The organism is Pseudomonas marincola, from assembly GCF_900682675.2.
Taxonomy (GTDB): domain Bacteria; phylum Pseudomonadota; class Gammaproteobacteria; order Pseudomonadales; family Pseudomonadaceae; genus Aquipseudomonas; species Aquipseudomonas marincola.
Genome location: NZ_LR215729.2, coordinates 1,867,280 through 1,881,063, shown reverse-complemented (window position 1 = coordinate 1,881,063; position 13,784 = coordinate 1,867,280). Strand labels below are relative to the sequence as shown.

Here is a 13,784-nt window from a genome sequence, read left to right as displayed (position 1 = left end):
ATACTGGCCCAGCCCTTGCAGGGGAATAGGCGTCCGTGAGAGACGTCAGAAAATTATCAGGGAACAACCCTTCCAGCATGAATGCCACGCCCCCCAGTCGAAACAACGCGGCTTCCGATGCAACAATGCGGGAGTATTACTCGCGGGTTATTGCTTATCTGATCATCGCGGCCAGCGTTGCAGTCGGCACTTATTGCCAGCATCTCGCCTTCGAGAATGTCTGGATAGTGCCGTACGCGTTGCTCTATCCGCACCTCGCGCAACACCTGTCGAAACGTCTCAAGCAGAATAAACCCCACACCAGTAACGCCATTATGCTCGGCATCGACGGCCTGCACTGCGGCATTGCGATCGCGTTCATGGGCTTCTCACCCGTGCCCAGCCTCATGGCCTTGCTCGCCGTAACATTTGGCGCACTGGTCTCGGATGGTTTGCGCACCGGCGCAGTCGCCGTGCTCTCGACAATCATTGGCACCGTGCTGACTTCAGCGGCGATCAGCCCGCAGATCAACCTCGATACGCCGCCACTGTTGGCACTGGCAAGTATTGGCACAACCATCGTATTCATCTGCATCACCGGCTACTTCATGCATCAACAGAGTTTGCGCCTGGATGCCGTGCGCTGCGAAATCAAACGCGAGCAGGAAAAAGCCGCCCGACTGGCACGCAACCTAGCCAAATATCTGTCACCTCAAGTTTGGGAATCGATATTCAGCGGCAAGAAAACCGTTCGACTGGAAACCCAGCGGAAAAAATTGACGGTATTCTTTTCCGACATCAAAGGCTTTACCGAGCTGTCCGAGGAGCTTGAGGCCGAAGCACTGACCGACCTGCTCAACAACTACCTCAACGAAATGTCGAAAATCTGCCTCAAGTACGGCGGCACCATCGACAAGTTCATCGGCGACAGCGTTATGGTGTTCTTTGGCGACCCAGCGAGCCAGGGCGCCAAGAAAGACGCAGTAGCAGCCGTATCCATGGCCATTGCCATGCGTAAAGTCATGAAGGTACTGCGCCAGCAATGGCGTTCGCAGGGCATTACCAAACCGCTGGAAATCCGCATGGGCCTGAACACCGGCTACTGCACGGTGGGCAACTTCGGCGCTGATACGCGCATGGATTACACCATTATCGGCCGCGACGTGAACCTTGCCAGCCGCCTTGAAAGTGCGGCCGAGTCTGGCGAGATTCTGATCTCGCACGAAACCTACTCACTGGTGAAAGACGTGATCATGTGCTGCGACAAGGGCCAGATCAGCGTCAAGGGCTTTACCCGCCCGGTACAGATTTATCAGGTGGTCGACTTCCGCCGGGATTTGGGCGCGACGTCCAGCTATGTCGAACATGAGATCCCCGGTTTTTCGATGTATCTGGACACCAATGGTATCCAGAACTTCGACAAAGAACGAGTGATCTACGCCCTGCAACAAGCTGCCGAGAAGCTGCGCGACAAAGTCATCATGTAAGCACAAGGCTTAATTGGGCGTCGCCCCAGCCAGTTGCAATTCACAACGGCCGCCATCGAGTAGCGGTTGCTGCTCAAGAAACTCCAGCGCCGATGCACGCCAGGACTGGCGCGCAGCATGCTCGCCGCAGACCTTGCGATCAAGCTTGAGCGCAGCCAGACACGCCCGCCGCAAATCCGTATCCATAACCCCAGTCACGCCCTGCTCCAACACATCCAGCGGCCCCGGCACAGCAAACGCCGCCACCGGAGTGCCGCAAGCCAGTGCTTCCAGCATCACCAGCCCGTAAGTGTCGGTGAGTGAGGGAAACACCAGAACGCTGGCCTGCCGGTACGCCTGCGCCAACGCCTCACCGCTTAAATAACCGTGGAATTTTACCTGCGGATACTGCTGCGCGAACGCCGCACGCTGCGGGCCGTCGCCCACCACATGCTTGCTGCCGGGCAGATCCAGCTCGAGAAAGGCTTGCAGGTTTTTCTCCGGGGCGATGCGCCCGACATACAGAAACTGCACCGCCCGGTCATGCGCCTTTTCAGCGGTGTTAGCGGGGGTGAACACATCGCCCTGCACGCCTTTGCGCCACAGTTGCAAACGCTGAAAGCCCCGTTGCTTGAACGCATCCCGCATCCGTTCGGTGGTCACCAGCACCGAACGGCTGGGCCGGTGAAATGCGCGCAGGTAGGCGTAACCCCAGCTCAGCGGCAGCCAGCGGTAACGCGTGCTGATGTACTCGGGAAAGCGCGTATGAATGGCGCTGGAGAACGCCATGTTGTGCTTGATCAGCCAGCGTCTGGCAGCCCAGCCCAGTGGACCTTCCGTGGCCAGATGGACGCAGTCAGGCTGATACTGACGAATAGCGGCACCTACCTGCCAAATATTCCACACCAGTGGAATTTCCGGATAGGTCGGGCAAGGCACCGAGCGAAATCGATCCGGCGCCAATACCTCGACCTCGTGGCCCAGCGCGCGCAACTCGCCAATCAGCGCGGCAATACTGGTAACAACACCATTAACTTGCGGCGCCCAGGCATCGGTCACAATCATCAATCGCATGCAGCAGGCTCACTTTTCGGCGTCACCGTGCCGGCCTCTGGCGTGCTGGCAGCGCTGGCCGGCTTGTGCAAATCAGCCTGTTGCTGCTGATCTTCAGCCAGGCGATATAACTCGATATGGCCGTCGATATGCTCGATCAACGCCGAGCAGGACTCGACCCAGTCGCCACAGTTCATGTATTCGACGTCGCCCATCGGGCGAATTTCCGCATGGTGAATATGCCCGCAAACCACGCCGTTAAACCCGCGCTTTACACACTCGTGGGCAATTGCCTCTTCGAAGTCGCTGATAAAACTGACGGCGCTTTTGACCTTGTGCTTGAGATACGCCGAGAGTGACCAGTAACCGTAGCCATACCGGCGCCGCCAGTGATTCAACCAGCGGTTAAGAGTGAGCGTGAACTCATAGGCTGAATCACCCAAAAACGCCAACCAGCGGTGATAGCGGGTGATCACATCGAACTGATCACCGTGAATTACCAACAAGCGACGGCCGTCGGCGGTGATGTGTTCAGCTTCATCTACCAATTGGATATTGCCCAGCATCAGGCTGGTATAACCGCGCAGAAACTCGTCGTGGTTACCGGTGACATAAATCACCTCGGTACCGCGCTTGCTCATGGTCAACAGGCGACGAATCACGTTGGTGTGCGCCTGCGGCCAATAGATGCCCCCGCGCAGCCTCCAGCCATCAATGATGTCGCCGACCAGATAAATCTTGTCGGCTTCATAGCGTTTCAGGAAGGCGGCCAGATGTTCGGCCTGACAATCTCGTGTGCCAAGGTGCACATCAGAAATCCACAGAGTGCGGACACGTTGTTTGCGGCTGGGTTTTATCATCTGAGCACTGCTCATGGACAACCTCCGGGCGGGTTTTCCTGAGCTTGCGTGGTCGCTATGACCTGAATATGAAGCTCATATGGCAAATTGGTTACATGCAGCTCAAGGCTGGCGCAAAACCGCCCAACGGCACTGCAGCCCTGATAAACTGGCGCTTCTGCCGAGAGAGTTGTTCATGCCCCTACTCACATTGCGTCATTACGATCAGGAGTTGCTCAGCCACAGCCACGAGCACTCGCAAGTGGTGTTTGCCCTGCGCGGCGACCTGCAACTCGAAGTCGCCGGACAAGAGAGCCTGATGGCGCCGCAAATGATGGCCGTGATTCCGCCCAGTGCTGTACATGCGTGTGGCAGCCCGCAAGGCAGTGATTGCCTGGTCCTTGATGTGCCCTCAGAGTCCTGGCTGACAGAACGCCTTGGCAGGCATGCCGATGCCAGTCGCAGCTTGCTCGAACAGAACCGCACCTGCGCCCTCAGCGCACGTCAGGGTCAGTTGATCAACTGGCTGGCCAACAGCCCGATCAACGATCCGCTGATTGCCGAGCAAGGCACCATCTTGCTGCTGGCCAGCCTGACTGCCGAAGTGCGCAGCGAGCCGCACGGCTTGCCCATGGCGGCAATCACCGCCTACATCGACCAGCATCTTGCGCACCCGCTGCAAGTTCATGATCTGGCGCGTATCAGCGGCTTATCTACGGCGCGCTTTCATGCTCGTTTTCTCGCCGAAAACAGCATCACGCCGATGGATTTTGTGCGCCAACGGCGTCTGCAACAGGGTCGCCAATTACTCATCAGCACCCAGTTGCCAGTGCATGAAGTGGCCGAACAAACCGGTTACAGCTCGCAAAGCGCCTTCACCGCCGCCCTCTCACGCCACTGCGGCATGACGCCCCGACAATTACGCCGCCTGCGCGAGTAACGCGACAAACCGCGCGAGTTTCGCGACAGACAATCCCACTTCCCGCCACCTACACTAGAGCCACTTGAGGCTGGAGGCGTTATGCAGGAAATACAGTGGGAAGATTTTCAACGGATCGAATTGCGGGTCGGCACCATCATCTCGGCGCAGCCAAACAGCAAAGCCCTCAAGCCCGCCTTCGTGCTGCAGGTTGATCTGGGCGAGTTGGGCATCAAGACTTCCAGCGCGCAAATTACCGCGCACTATCAAGCCGATCAGCTTATCGGCCGTCAGGTTTTGTGCGTGTGTAACTTCGCCGCCAAACGGGTCGCCGGAGTTCGCTCCGAAGTTTTAGTGACTGGTGTGTATGACGATCAACAACGCGTCGTGCTTGCCGGATTCGACAGGCCGCTGGCAAATGGCGCACGACTGGCATGAACGAGCGCAAGGCATTGTGGGCGATTCATCTGGGCGCCCTGCTCTTCGGTTTATCGGGCATTTTCGGTAAGTTAGCCAGCACCACGCCAATGGCAATCAGCTCCGGGCGGGCAATTTTTGCCGTGCTGGCGCTGGCTCTGTTTGCACAACTGTTCAAGCAGTCTCGCGGGCAACATCCCTCACTCAGGCAACTCGGTCTGCTCGCGCTTGGCGGGCTTCTGCTGGGCGGGCATTGGGTGAGCTTTTTTCAGGCAGTCAACATCTCCGGCGTGGCGATTGCAACGCTGGGCTTTGCCAGCTTCCCGGCATTTACCGTATTGCTCGAAGGTATTCTGTTCAGGGAGCGCACGCGGCCCAGCGAATTTCTCATGGTGGCGCTGGTGTGTGTCGGTCTGGCACTGGTAACACCCAGCTTCGACCTTGCCAATCAGGCAACGGAGGGGCTGCTTTGGGCAGTACTTTCAGGCCTGCTGTTTGCGCTGTTGTCACTGCTTAACCGGGCAAGCACAAAAGGCCTGGACCCGGTCAAGGCCGCGCTGTATCAGAACTTCACGGTTCTCATCTGCCTGCTGCCCTTTACCTGGCAGCAACTACCTAATCTCAGCGCGATCAGTTGGTTCTGGCTGGCCATGCTCGGCATATTCTGTACCGGCCTTGCGCACAGCCTGTTTGTTGCCAGCCTGCGCGTATTGAAGGCGCGCACCACAGCGGTGATCTTCGCCATGGAGCCGGTTTACGGCATCGCATTTGCCTGGCTGTTGTTCGCTGAGCAACCGACACTGCGCATGTGTATTGGCGGTGCACTGATCATTCTGGCAATTTTTGCCTCGGCGCGAATGGCCCGCTAAAGGAACCCGCTAAGCACTTGCCCCGCGCAACGCTTAGCGGTCGTTATGGCCCAGATCCCGGGTTGGGTCGATGACATCGCGCACGCGTTGCTTGAGCACCTTGGCTTCTGGAAATCCGCCATCGACCTTACGCTCCCAGATCAGCACGCCATTACAGGCGATCCGAAACGTACCGCCCGTAGCCGGCTCAAGACTGACCTTTGCCAATTCATCACTGAATGTCGACAGCAACTCCTGCGCCAGCCACGCGGCGCGCAGCAGCCACTGACACTGCGTGCAGTAGGTAATGACAACTTCAGGTTTGGCTGGAGACATGATTCAGGCACCGGCAAAAACGTCAGGATAACGCATCTGCGGTCTGTCGAAATAGCCGTACAAAGCGGCTAACCCTCAAGGCTGCGCAGCGGGGAGCTGCACAGCCTTGAGGCGGGGTCAGGCAATTTTATCAAGCAAAGCGCGAGCTTCTTTCTTCACCAGCTCATCGCCACCGTGGATCAACTCACGAAGAATATCGCAGGCACTGTCGAAACTGCCTTGCTCAATATAGGCCAGCGCCTGGTTGAGTTTGGCAACATTGGTTGGCTGGGTATCGGCATCGAGCAGGTCGTCAAAGTTGATCTCTTCATCCAACTCAAAACCCTGCTCACCTGTCGGCGTCTCTAACCAGTCATCCTCTTCGACCAGCATTGGCTCGGCGAATGGGCTGCGTGCATCCAAACCCATGGAGAAATCGCTGTCCGCCGCTGGTTTCTTCCCGGCAGTCGGCTTGTCTGCCGGCTTGTCATCGAACGGGCTGATCTGATCCCAGTCATCGTCGAGCGACAATTCATCCAGGTTGAGCTTGAAGTTATCGACCTGCTCAACAGGCGCGGCTTTATCCTCTACCGGCAAAGGCGCAACCAAGTCCACGTCCAGCACATCTTCAAACTCAGGCTCAGGGGTCATGCCGGCTTTCAGCGCATCGATGCGTTCGGCATCAAAGCCCTTGCCGCGCAAGATGGCTTCTTCTGCTGCAAAGGCCTTTGCGCTGCCCATCTGGGCTAAAACTTCCAGCAGGCAGAAGCGTAAATCGGTGCGCTGCGGCTCCTCATCCAAAGCTTGACGCAAGGCGGATTCAGCCTCGGGCAGACGCCCGTAAGCGATATACAGATTGGCACCTTCCAGCGGATCGAGTTTCGCCTCCGGAGCATTGCTCACTGCCGCGACTGGACGCAGTTGCGGCGCTGAGCTTTCCAGAGGATCGACTGCCTGCGTACTGGCGTTGACCACCGTTACCGGCTCGGTTGGTTTGCGCCGCGACCAGCCGAATGCGGCCAGCAACAGCAATAAAAGCCCACCCAGCCCGGTGTACAGCAGATTATTCTGCGAGAACCAACTGGTCTGGGTAGCACTTGCGGCATTTTTGGCGCTCAGCTGTGCTTGCAAGGCAGCCAACTGCTCATCCTTGTCGAGCACTTGCGCTTGCAACTGTTCCAGCTGAACTTGCAGATCAGCCAGACCTTGCTGCATTTGCAGGTTTTCTTCAGAACGATTGGCCAGCTCCTGCTCGACCCGATTCTGCTGCGCAGCCAATTGCTCGATACTCACATCCGCATCAGTTGCAACCACTGGTTGCTCACCTTGCGCACCTGCCGTATCAGCCGAAGCCAGCGACGCTTGATCGGCAGCGCTGTTAGTGGCGGCGGTCGAGGTTTGTGCAGGGGCAGTATCAGCGGCGGCTGTGTCTGCAGTGGCATTCGTTAACGCCGGCTCTGCAATAGAAGATTCGTCTGCCGCAGGGGTGCCTGCCACAGGTACGCCTGCCGCAGGTGCGCCTGCCGAAGATTGGCCATTCGCATCGCTTTCAGCGAGATTCTGTTCAGGCGCCGGGCTGTTATTGCTGCCCGGCACGCTAACGCGGTCAGGCAGAGTCAGATTGGCACCGGCAATCAAACGATCCGGATTGCCGTTACTAAACGCTTGCGGGTTGAGGGCAAAAATATCGCGCATCAAGGTATGTTGATTGATATCGCCGTCGGCTCCGCGCATTTTGCCGGCAATTTTCCACAAGCTGTCGCCACTGGCCACCGTGTACTGTTTGCCCAGCTCGGTGCTCGGCATTACCGGCGGTGCTTTGAATACCGGTGTCGTGTTTACTTTGGCAACAGGACGAGGGGCATAATTGGGTGCGGCGGGAACAGAGGCTGTGCTGCGATATGCCGACGTACCTGGCGGATCGAGCAGCACGGTGTACTCACGCAGCAATTGACCGTTGGGCCTTGAGACCTCAACGATAAAATTCAGATAGGGTTCGCGAACAGGCTGACTGGATGTCACCCGGATGATGCTGTTATTGCCTTTGAGTACTGGCGTAAATCGCAAGTCATTGAGGAAGATGAAGCGCTCAACACCTGCGCGATCAAAGACATCGGTCGATGCCAGTTTGATTTTGAACTCGGCCGACGTCAGGTCCCTGACGTCATGCAACTGAATGTCTGCATTCAGTGGCTGATTCAATGCAGAGTGCAGGCTTATCTCACCCAGCCCCAACGCCGGTGTGAATCCTGAATAAAACGCTGAACTGGACGCAAGGCCAATTAATAAATGGCGAACTTGAATCATCCGTGCCTCCCTCTGCCCCGCTCAAAACTCCATCGCTATTACCCACTGGGCTTGCTCATCCTGAGAACTACGACTTAGAGCGGTGAATACATTTTTTTGTTGGGATGCGCTTCCGTGCACCCCTTGTTTTATCGAGTTCACAGCCGCGTGAACTGGGTCTCAGTATAGACAAACTCGCAGAGAAGGCATATCGCCAGCAATCACTAATTAGCGTTAATTCATAGGTAATTACAGGACTTTTGTTGAGTTATCGACTCGACACTTGAACTTTCATCGCGGCCAGTACGGTAAGTGCGAATACCGCTGCCAACACTACGAAGCTTTGTTGAAAAGCCGCCGCCTCAGCCAGCGCATCGCCGCCACCGGCTGCATGTCGCCATTCAACAAAGAAGGTCAGTAGATTCACCCCGAATGCGCCACCCAACTGCCGCATAAAGGTGATGGTTCCCGCGCCCTGCGCCAGTTCTTGCGGGTTGAGAATATCCAGCGCACCGGTATTCAAGGCCGGAAGAATGAGGCCGAAGCCGATACGCCCGACACACGCCCAAAAGCACAACACGGCAAAGGAAGTACCGCTGGCAAGCACACCGAAGGCGGCGCTCGACACGGCAAACAACAGTAACCCTGTCACCAACAACACCGCTGCGCTGATCCGGTCGCTCAACCAGCCACCGGCAAACGAGGCCAGCCCGAGCACTGCCCCTGTCGGCAGCAGCAACAAGCCGGCACGCCCGGCGCTATAGCCTTCGACGGTTTGCAGGTACAAGGGAATCAGATAGGTGGAACCGTAAAGCCCGACGCCCAGCGTAACGGCCACCCAGCAAGCGTTGCGGTAACCCCTGTAACGCCACAGTTGCACCGGCAGTAATGGCCGCGCCTGTTTCCGACAACGCTGAACAAAACCCAGCAACGCCAAGCCGCCAATCAGCCCCGGCACATAAACACGCGGCGCACTCCAGACGAAGCGTTGCGCTTCCGCCAGCGCGCCCAGCAATGCAAAAAGCGCCACGCATAACAGCATGAAGGCCCATACATCGCACGTGGGCGGCTGCGCTTCACGCGTGTTAGGCATCAGCCAGCCCGCACCCAACAGCCCGATGAAGCACAGCGGCAGCGGCAACCAGAAGACCGCCACCCAGCCAAAAACATCAGTGAGATAGCCGCCAACTGTTGGGCCCACGGTGGGCGCCAGCATGATGCCCAGCCCATAAATGCCCAGCGCCATGCCCCTGCCGGCACCGGCATACACCCGAAAAATCAGAACCATGGCCAGTGGCTGGATGATCCCGGCGCAGAGCCCCTGAACAATGCGCAAGGCAATCAGCTGCCAGGCCGAGTCACTGATCAGCGCCAATAAAGATGAAAGAATGAAGACCAACAGGCCAAATTGCGAAGTCCGCCGCGCACCAAACCGGCCCAATGACCAGGCACTGAGTAATAGACCGGCAGTCATGGCGGCTAGAAAACCGGTAGACAACCACTGCGCCAGTGGCCGGCCGATATTCAGGTCGTGCATGAGTGCCGGCAAGGCAACGTTTATGCTGGTCGATGCCAGCACCATCGCCATGGTGCTGATCATTAACAGGCTTAAAAGCCAACGGGGATAGTGCTTGCCGTAACGCTCATGCAACGCATCGAGACTTTGCAGACTCACCGCTTTTCCAGATTACTCAGAATCTGTGCGTGCACGCGCTGACAGCAGCTGAGGTCTTCTTCAGTGATGCCCGAGAACAGTTCAAGACGCAGTTGAGTGGAAATGGCTTCAATTTCAGTAATCAGCGGCTGGGCTTGAGGGCTCAGGGCGATTTTCTTGGCGCGGCGATCTTCCGGAACCGCCTGACGACTGACAAGTCCCTGCGCCTCAAGGCCGTCCAGCAGACGAGCCAGGGTTGGGCCTTCAACGCCAACGCTTTGCGCAAGCTGGCGCTGGGTCGGCAGCTCATCAAAGCGGGCCAGGTGCAATAAAACCAGCCAGCGCGCCTGCGACAAGCCAAGCCCGGCCAATCGGCGATCGAGCTCAGCCCGCCAGGAGCGGGATAACTGGGCAACCTGCATGGCAAAACGGTGTTGATCAGACAACGACATCGGTAGCAACTCTTATAAGTATGAAATAGCAATTATTAGCAAGCTAATCATAACCTTCTAAAGTGCGCAAGCCTCTGAATCAAACAGTATTTTACAAGCGGTGCTGGCGTCTCAACGTCTTCAGCATGGGCAACTGCAAACAACCCGGTTTCGCCCCTGCTCCTTGGCCTTGTACAAGGCATCATCGGCGCGCTTGTAGAGGTCGCTGAAGTGTTCATTCAAATGTGGCTGGATCATCGCCACCCCGATCGAAACACTCACCCGCGAGGTTGCGGCGGACGTGCCGTGTTCTATGTTGACGCGGCGCAGGGTGTGGCAAAGCAATTCAGCCCGCTGCACCGCCTCTGCTTCCGTAAGATTGTAGTAAATCAGCACAAACTCCTCGCCACCAAAACGCACCGCAACATCGAGTGGCCGGCGTGCCAACTCATTGAGAATCGACGCCACCCGCACCAGCACCTCATCGCCAGCCTGGTGCCCATAGGAGTCGTTGTATTGCTTGAAGAAATCCAGATCACACAAGAGCATGCTGATTGGATAGGACTCGCGTTTGGCCTGTCGCCACAACCGCGTGAAGATACGCCCAAGACTGCGCCGGTTGTCCAGCCCGGTAAGGCTGTCCTGCTCGGCCTGCAAACTCAGCACTCGCTTGGTCAGGAAGTGTTCGCGTGATTTGAATTCCAGCAGGTAGCAACCCACCGCGCCAATCAGATTGGCGTTGGCCATAAATACGAAATTGTTGATCAACTGGTGCGTTGGCAGCTGCACCCAGAGTTCAACAGACAGGTAGACGAGCATGATAATGGTCGAGCACACCAAGGCCTCGATGAGCCTGAAACCGACCAGAAAATAGGCCGCCATGCACACCAGAAACAAGCCTTCATAGGGGAAATTGGGCTGTGATTGATGGGCATTGCCAATAATCATGATCCCGCCAATGCCCAGCGAGAGGATGCACACATGCGACATCACCTGCAGTAACGGCAGATGGGTTCGCGTATGCACCAACCAGACAGTCAACAGCAGCGGGCTCAGCACTGCCATGCGCAGTAACAGAGTCGCCCACAGATTGCCCGGCGCAGCGAGGGCAATATCGAGAACGGTGAAGCTGGTCCACAAGATGATGCCCAGAAAGAGTGCAACGCGCTTGAGATCGACGCTTTCCTCTAACAGGTACTGACGGTATTCGCCCTCGAGCACGGGCGAAAAACGCAGCATGCGAAAGCCTGCAACCAATTGCTGGGTGTACGGACTGTGCAGGACATCGTCCAGACCAATCTCTTCAGAAGCCACAATTCCCTCGGCATATGTATCTCCAGCCAGCAGTCTAGTGGCCCGGAGCCACTAGCCACAAGACGCGATACTGGCGTCAATTATTAGTTTGTATGTAAGAGGCCAATGGCCTAGAGCTGAAACTCCGCTTGCAAGGCCGCACGCACGCAATACAAAACGCCCTCATCAACCCGCTTGGCAAATTGCTCCGACACCTCTGAGACCGCCGGTAACTCGCCCTCGCCATCCAGGAACGCGTCCTGAATCTCGAGCAGCAGGTCTTCCGGCAAGTCGAGCGCCTGATCCAGCGAAATCTGCTGAGCGGCCAATGCATCGGCCAACATGCTGTAAACGTTTTTCTGTGAACACTGCAACTGATTGGCAATCTGGGCCGGCGTCATCCCGGCGCATGCCAGACTGATCAACTCGTGCCGCAAATCGACAACTGCTCTTGGCGCCTCTTCACCGCCGCTCAGCACTTGCAGGAAGGCCTCACCATAACGCTCAAGCTTACGCGCGCCAACGCCGCTGACCTGCGCCATTTCCGGCAGAGTGCTCGGTTTGCTGCGCAGCATTTCCAGTAGCGTCGCATCCGGGAAAATGACATAAGGCGGCACGCCGTGCTCTTCCGCCAGTTTGCGGCGCAAGGCGCGCAACGCTTCCCACTGCTCACGCTCATCACCACGCACCAACTGGCTGGCGGCACTGCTTGAAGCCTTGGCACTCTGCTGCGGCTTCAGATCGCGGCGCAGCTGCAAATTGACCTCTCCGCGCAACAATGGCCGGCAACTCTCGGACAACCGCAGCCCGCCGTAGCCCTCGAGGTCTACGTCAGCCAGCCCGCGTGCGACCAATTGGCGGAACAGCGAGCGCCACTCGCCTTCACTGAGCGCCTTGCCCACACCAAACACCGACAAGTGCTGATGGCCTTCCTTGCGCATCCGCTCGTTATCGCGCCCCAGCAGCATGTCGACCAAATGGCCGACGCCGTAACGCTGGCCACTGCGATAAATGGCCGACAACGCCTGGCGCGCGGGTTCTGTCGCATCCCAGGTTTGCACGCCATCGGTGCAGTTATCGCAGTGCCCGCAGGGCTTATCGAGAATTTCGTCAAAATAGGCCAGCAGCGCCTGACGCCGGCAACGGGTTTCCTCGCACAGGGCAAGCATCGCATCGAGCTTGTGTTGCTCGACGCGCTTGTGCCGCTCATCGCCCTCGGAGTTGTTGAGCATTTGCTTGAGCAGCAACACGTCCTGCAGGCCGTAAGCCATCCACGCATCGGCGGGTAAACCATCACGTCCGGCGCGGCCGGTTTCCTGATAATAGGCTTCCAGCGACTTGGGCAAATCGAGGTGGGCGACAAAGCGCACGTTGGGTTTGTCGATACCCATGCCGAACGCGATGGTTGCGACCATGATCAAGCCTTCCTCATTAAGGAAGCGTTTTTGATGGTAGGCGCGCAACTCACTGGGCAAGCCGGCGTGATAAGGCAACGCCGGAAAACCCTGTTCAGACAGAAACGCGGCCACTTCATCGACTTTTTTACGCGACAGGCAATAGACGATACCGGCGTCACCTTTACGCGCGCTCAAAAATCCCAACAGCTGCTTGCGCGGCTGCTCTTTGGGCACGATCCGGTAAAAAATATTGGGCCGGTCAAAACTTGAAAGAAAGCGTTCGGCGCGTTGTAAATGCAAGCGCTCGATGATCTCTTCGCGGGTGCGCATGTCGGCAGTTGCCGTAAGGGCAATACGCGGCACCTCGGGAAACAACTCGGCCAACTGACCCAGTTGCAGGTATTCCGGTCGAAAATCGTGGCCCCATTGCGACACGCAATGCGCCTCGTCGATGGCAAACAGGGCAATATCCAGGCGCTGCAGGAAGCTCAACATGCGCGGCTGCACCAGACGCTCAGGCGCCAGATAAAGCATCTTGATTTCACGCCGGCGAATGCGCTCGGCAATGTCGCGCTGCTGATCGGCACTCAGTGTCGAGTTCAATGCAACGGCGGCAACACCCAGCTCATCGAGCGTTGCGACCTGATCGTCCATCAACGCAATCAGCGGCGAAACCACCACGGCGAGGCCTTCGCGCAGCAGCGCAGGCACCTGAAAGCACAGCGACTTGCCGCCGCCGGTCGGCATCAGCACCAGCGCGTCGCCGCCATTGGCTACTCGCTCGATAATCGCAGCCTGGCGGCCCCGAAAGCTGTCATAGCCAAATACGTCTTTTAATATGCGCTGCGCGTTTTCAAGCATCAAAGGCCTCCAAATCTAACCGCGCA

At 57.4% G+C, this 13,784-nt stretch carries 12 protein-coding genes; 4 read left to right on the top strand and 8 right to left on the bottom strand.

Annotation, left to right across the window (positions count from 1 at the left end):
* Positions 1 to 125 precede the first annotated feature (125 nt).
* Positions 126 to 1,466 (top strand): adenylate/guanylate cyclase domain-containing protein, encoded by a 1,341-nt coding sequence (locus tag PMYSY11_RS08855; RefSeq protein WP_418889746.1) that lies wholly within the window; start codon positions 126 to 128, stop codon positions 1,464 to 1,466.
* Between the two features lie 9 nt (positions 1,467 to 1,475).
* On the opposite strand, the gene PMYSY11_RS08850 is transcribed toward PMYSY11_RS08855, so the two are convergent.
* The gene (locus PMYSY11_RS08850; RefSeq protein WP_150548930.1) at positions 1,476 to 2,519 is read right to left on the bottom strand and encodes a glycosyltransferase family 4 protein; all 1,044 of its coding nucleotides are present in this window, start codon (positions 2,517 to 2,519) and stop codon (positions 1,476 to 1,478) included.
* Positions 2,510 to 3,373, bottom strand: coding sequence for a UDP-2,3-diacylglucosamine diphosphatase (locus tag PMYSY11_RS08845; RefSeq protein ID WP_239655560.1), 864 nt, complete (start codon positions 3,371 to 3,373; stop codon positions 2,510 to 2,512). Before PMYSY11_RS08845 ends, PMYSY11_RS08850 begins: the two co-directional genes overlap by 10 nt.
* A gap of 160 nt (positions 3,374 to 3,533) precedes the next feature.
* Here PMYSY11_RS08845 and PMYSY11_RS08840 point away from each other — a divergent pair, with 160 nt between their 5' ends.
* The 3 genes from PMYSY11_RS08840 to PMYSY11_RS08830 all read left to right on the top strand — a co-directional run bounded on the left by PMYSY11_RS08840 (position 3,534) and on the right by PMYSY11_RS08830 (position 5,542).
* Complete coding sequence (locus tag PMYSY11_RS08840; protein WP_150548929.1) at positions 3,534 to 4,277, top strand: AraC family transcriptional regulator; 744 nt, start codon at positions 3,534 to 3,536, stop codon at positions 4,275 to 4,277.
* 81 nt (positions 4,278 to 4,358) lie between these two features.
* Positions 4,359 to 4,694, top strand: coding sequence for a tRNA-binding protein (locus tag PMYSY11_RS08835; protein WP_069901853.1), 336 nt, complete (start codon positions 4,359 to 4,361; stop codon positions 4,692 to 4,694).
* The gene (locus PMYSY11_RS08830; protein ID WP_150548928.1) at positions 4,691 to 5,542 is read left to right on the top strand and encodes a DMT family transporter; all 852 of its coding nucleotides are present in this window, start codon (positions 4,691 to 4,693) and stop codon (positions 5,540 to 5,542) included. The genes PMYSY11_RS08835 and PMYSY11_RS08830 overlap by 4 nt, the downstream gene beginning before the upstream one ends.
* A 33-nt stretch (positions 5,543 to 5,575) precedes the next feature.
* Here the strand turns inward: PMYSY11_RS08830 and PMYSY11_RS08825 are convergent, their stop codons facing one another.
* The 6 genes from PMYSY11_RS08825 to recQ all read right to left on the bottom strand — a co-directional run bounded on the left by PMYSY11_RS08825 (position 5,576) and on the right by recQ (position 13,758).
* On the bottom strand, positions 5,576 to 5,857 hold the full coding sequence (locus tag PMYSY11_RS08825; RefSeq protein ID WP_150548927.1) for an Rdx family protein: 282 nt from the start codon (positions 5,855 to 5,857) through the stop codon (positions 5,576 to 5,578).
* A 117-nt stretch (positions 5,858 to 5,974) separates the two neighbouring features.
* Positions 5,975 to 8,143, bottom strand: coding sequence for a FimV/HubP family polar landmark protein (locus tag PMYSY11_RS08820; protein WP_150548926.1), 2,169 nt, complete (start codon positions 8,141 to 8,143; stop codon positions 5,975 to 5,977).
* Between the two features lie 247 nt (positions 8,144 to 8,390).
* Positions 8,391 to 9,797 carry a DHA2 family efflux MFS transporter permease subunit gene (locus PMYSY11_RS08815; RefSeq protein WP_239655559.1) on the bottom strand — a complete coding sequence of 469 codons (1,407 nt, stop codon included), beginning with the start codon at positions 9,795 to 9,797 and terminating at the stop codon, positions 8,391 to 8,393.
* Positions 9,794 to 10,228, bottom strand: a complete 435-nt coding sequence (locus PMYSY11_RS08810) for a MarR family transcriptional regulator (protein WP_150548925.1) — start codon at positions 10,226 to 10,228, stop codon at positions 9,794 to 9,796. The genes PMYSY11_RS08815 and PMYSY11_RS08810 overlap by 4 nt, the downstream gene beginning before the upstream one ends.
* Positions 10,229 to 10,348: 120 nt before the next feature.
* On the bottom strand, positions 10,349 to 11,521 hold the full coding sequence (locus PMYSY11_RS08805; RefSeq protein WP_239655558.1) for a GGDEF domain-containing protein: 1,173 nt from the start codon (positions 11,519 to 11,521) through the stop codon (positions 10,349 to 10,351).
* A gap of 110 nt (positions 11,522 to 11,631) precedes the next feature.
* Positions 11,632 to 13,758 (bottom strand): DNA helicase RecQ, encoded by a 2,127-nt coding sequence (gene recQ / locus PMYSY11_RS08800; RefSeq protein WP_150548924.1) that lies wholly within the window; start codon positions 13,756 to 13,758, stop codon positions 11,632 to 11,634.
* Positions 13,759 to 13,784 lie beyond the last annotated feature (26 nt).

What these genes read in the sequence shown, in the direction of transcription:
- PMYSY11_RS08845 (WP_239655560.1), bottom strand. Translation starts at nt 3,373, where the DNA reads ATGAGCAGTGCTCAGATGATAAAACCCAGCCGCAAACAACGTGTCCGC.
- PMYSY11_RS08850 (WP_150548930.1), bottom strand. Translation starts at nt 2,519, where the DNA reads ATGCGATTGATGATTGTGACCGATGCCTGGGCGCCGCAAGTTAATGGT.
- PMYSY11_RS08830 (WP_150548928.1), top strand. Translation starts at nt 4,691, where the DNA reads ATGAACGAGCGCAAGGCATTGTGGGCGATTCATCTGGGCGCCCTGCTC.
- recQ (WP_150548924.1), bottom strand. Translation starts at nt 13,758, where the DNA reads ATGCTTGAAAACGCGCAGCGCATATTAAAAGACGTATTTGGCTATGAC.
- PMYSY11_RS08855 (WP_418889746.1), top strand. Translation starts at nt 126, where the DNA reads ATGCGGGAGTATTACTCGCGGGTTATTGCTTATCTGATCATCGCGGCC.
- PMYSY11_RS08840 (WP_150548929.1), top strand. Translation starts at nt 3,534, where the DNA reads ATGCCCCTACTCACATTGCGTCATTACGATCAGGAGTTGCTCAGCCAC.
- PMYSY11_RS08825 (WP_150548927.1), bottom strand. Translation starts at nt 5,857, where the DNA reads ATGTCTCCAGCCAAACCTGAAGTTGTCATTACCTACTGCACGCAGTGT.
- PMYSY11_RS08835 (WP_069901853.1), top strand. Translation starts at nt 4,359, where the DNA reads ATGCAGGAAATACAGTGGGAAGATTTTCAACGGATCGAATTGCGGGTC.
- PMYSY11_RS08820 (WP_150548926.1), bottom strand. Translation starts at nt 8,143, where the DNA reads ATGATTCAAGTTCGCCATTTATTAATTGGCCTTGCGTCCAGTTCAGCG.
- PMYSY11_RS08810 (WP_150548925.1), bottom strand. Translation starts at nt 10,228, where the DNA reads ATGTCGTTGTCTGATCAACACCGTTTTGCCATGCAGGTTGCCCAGTTA.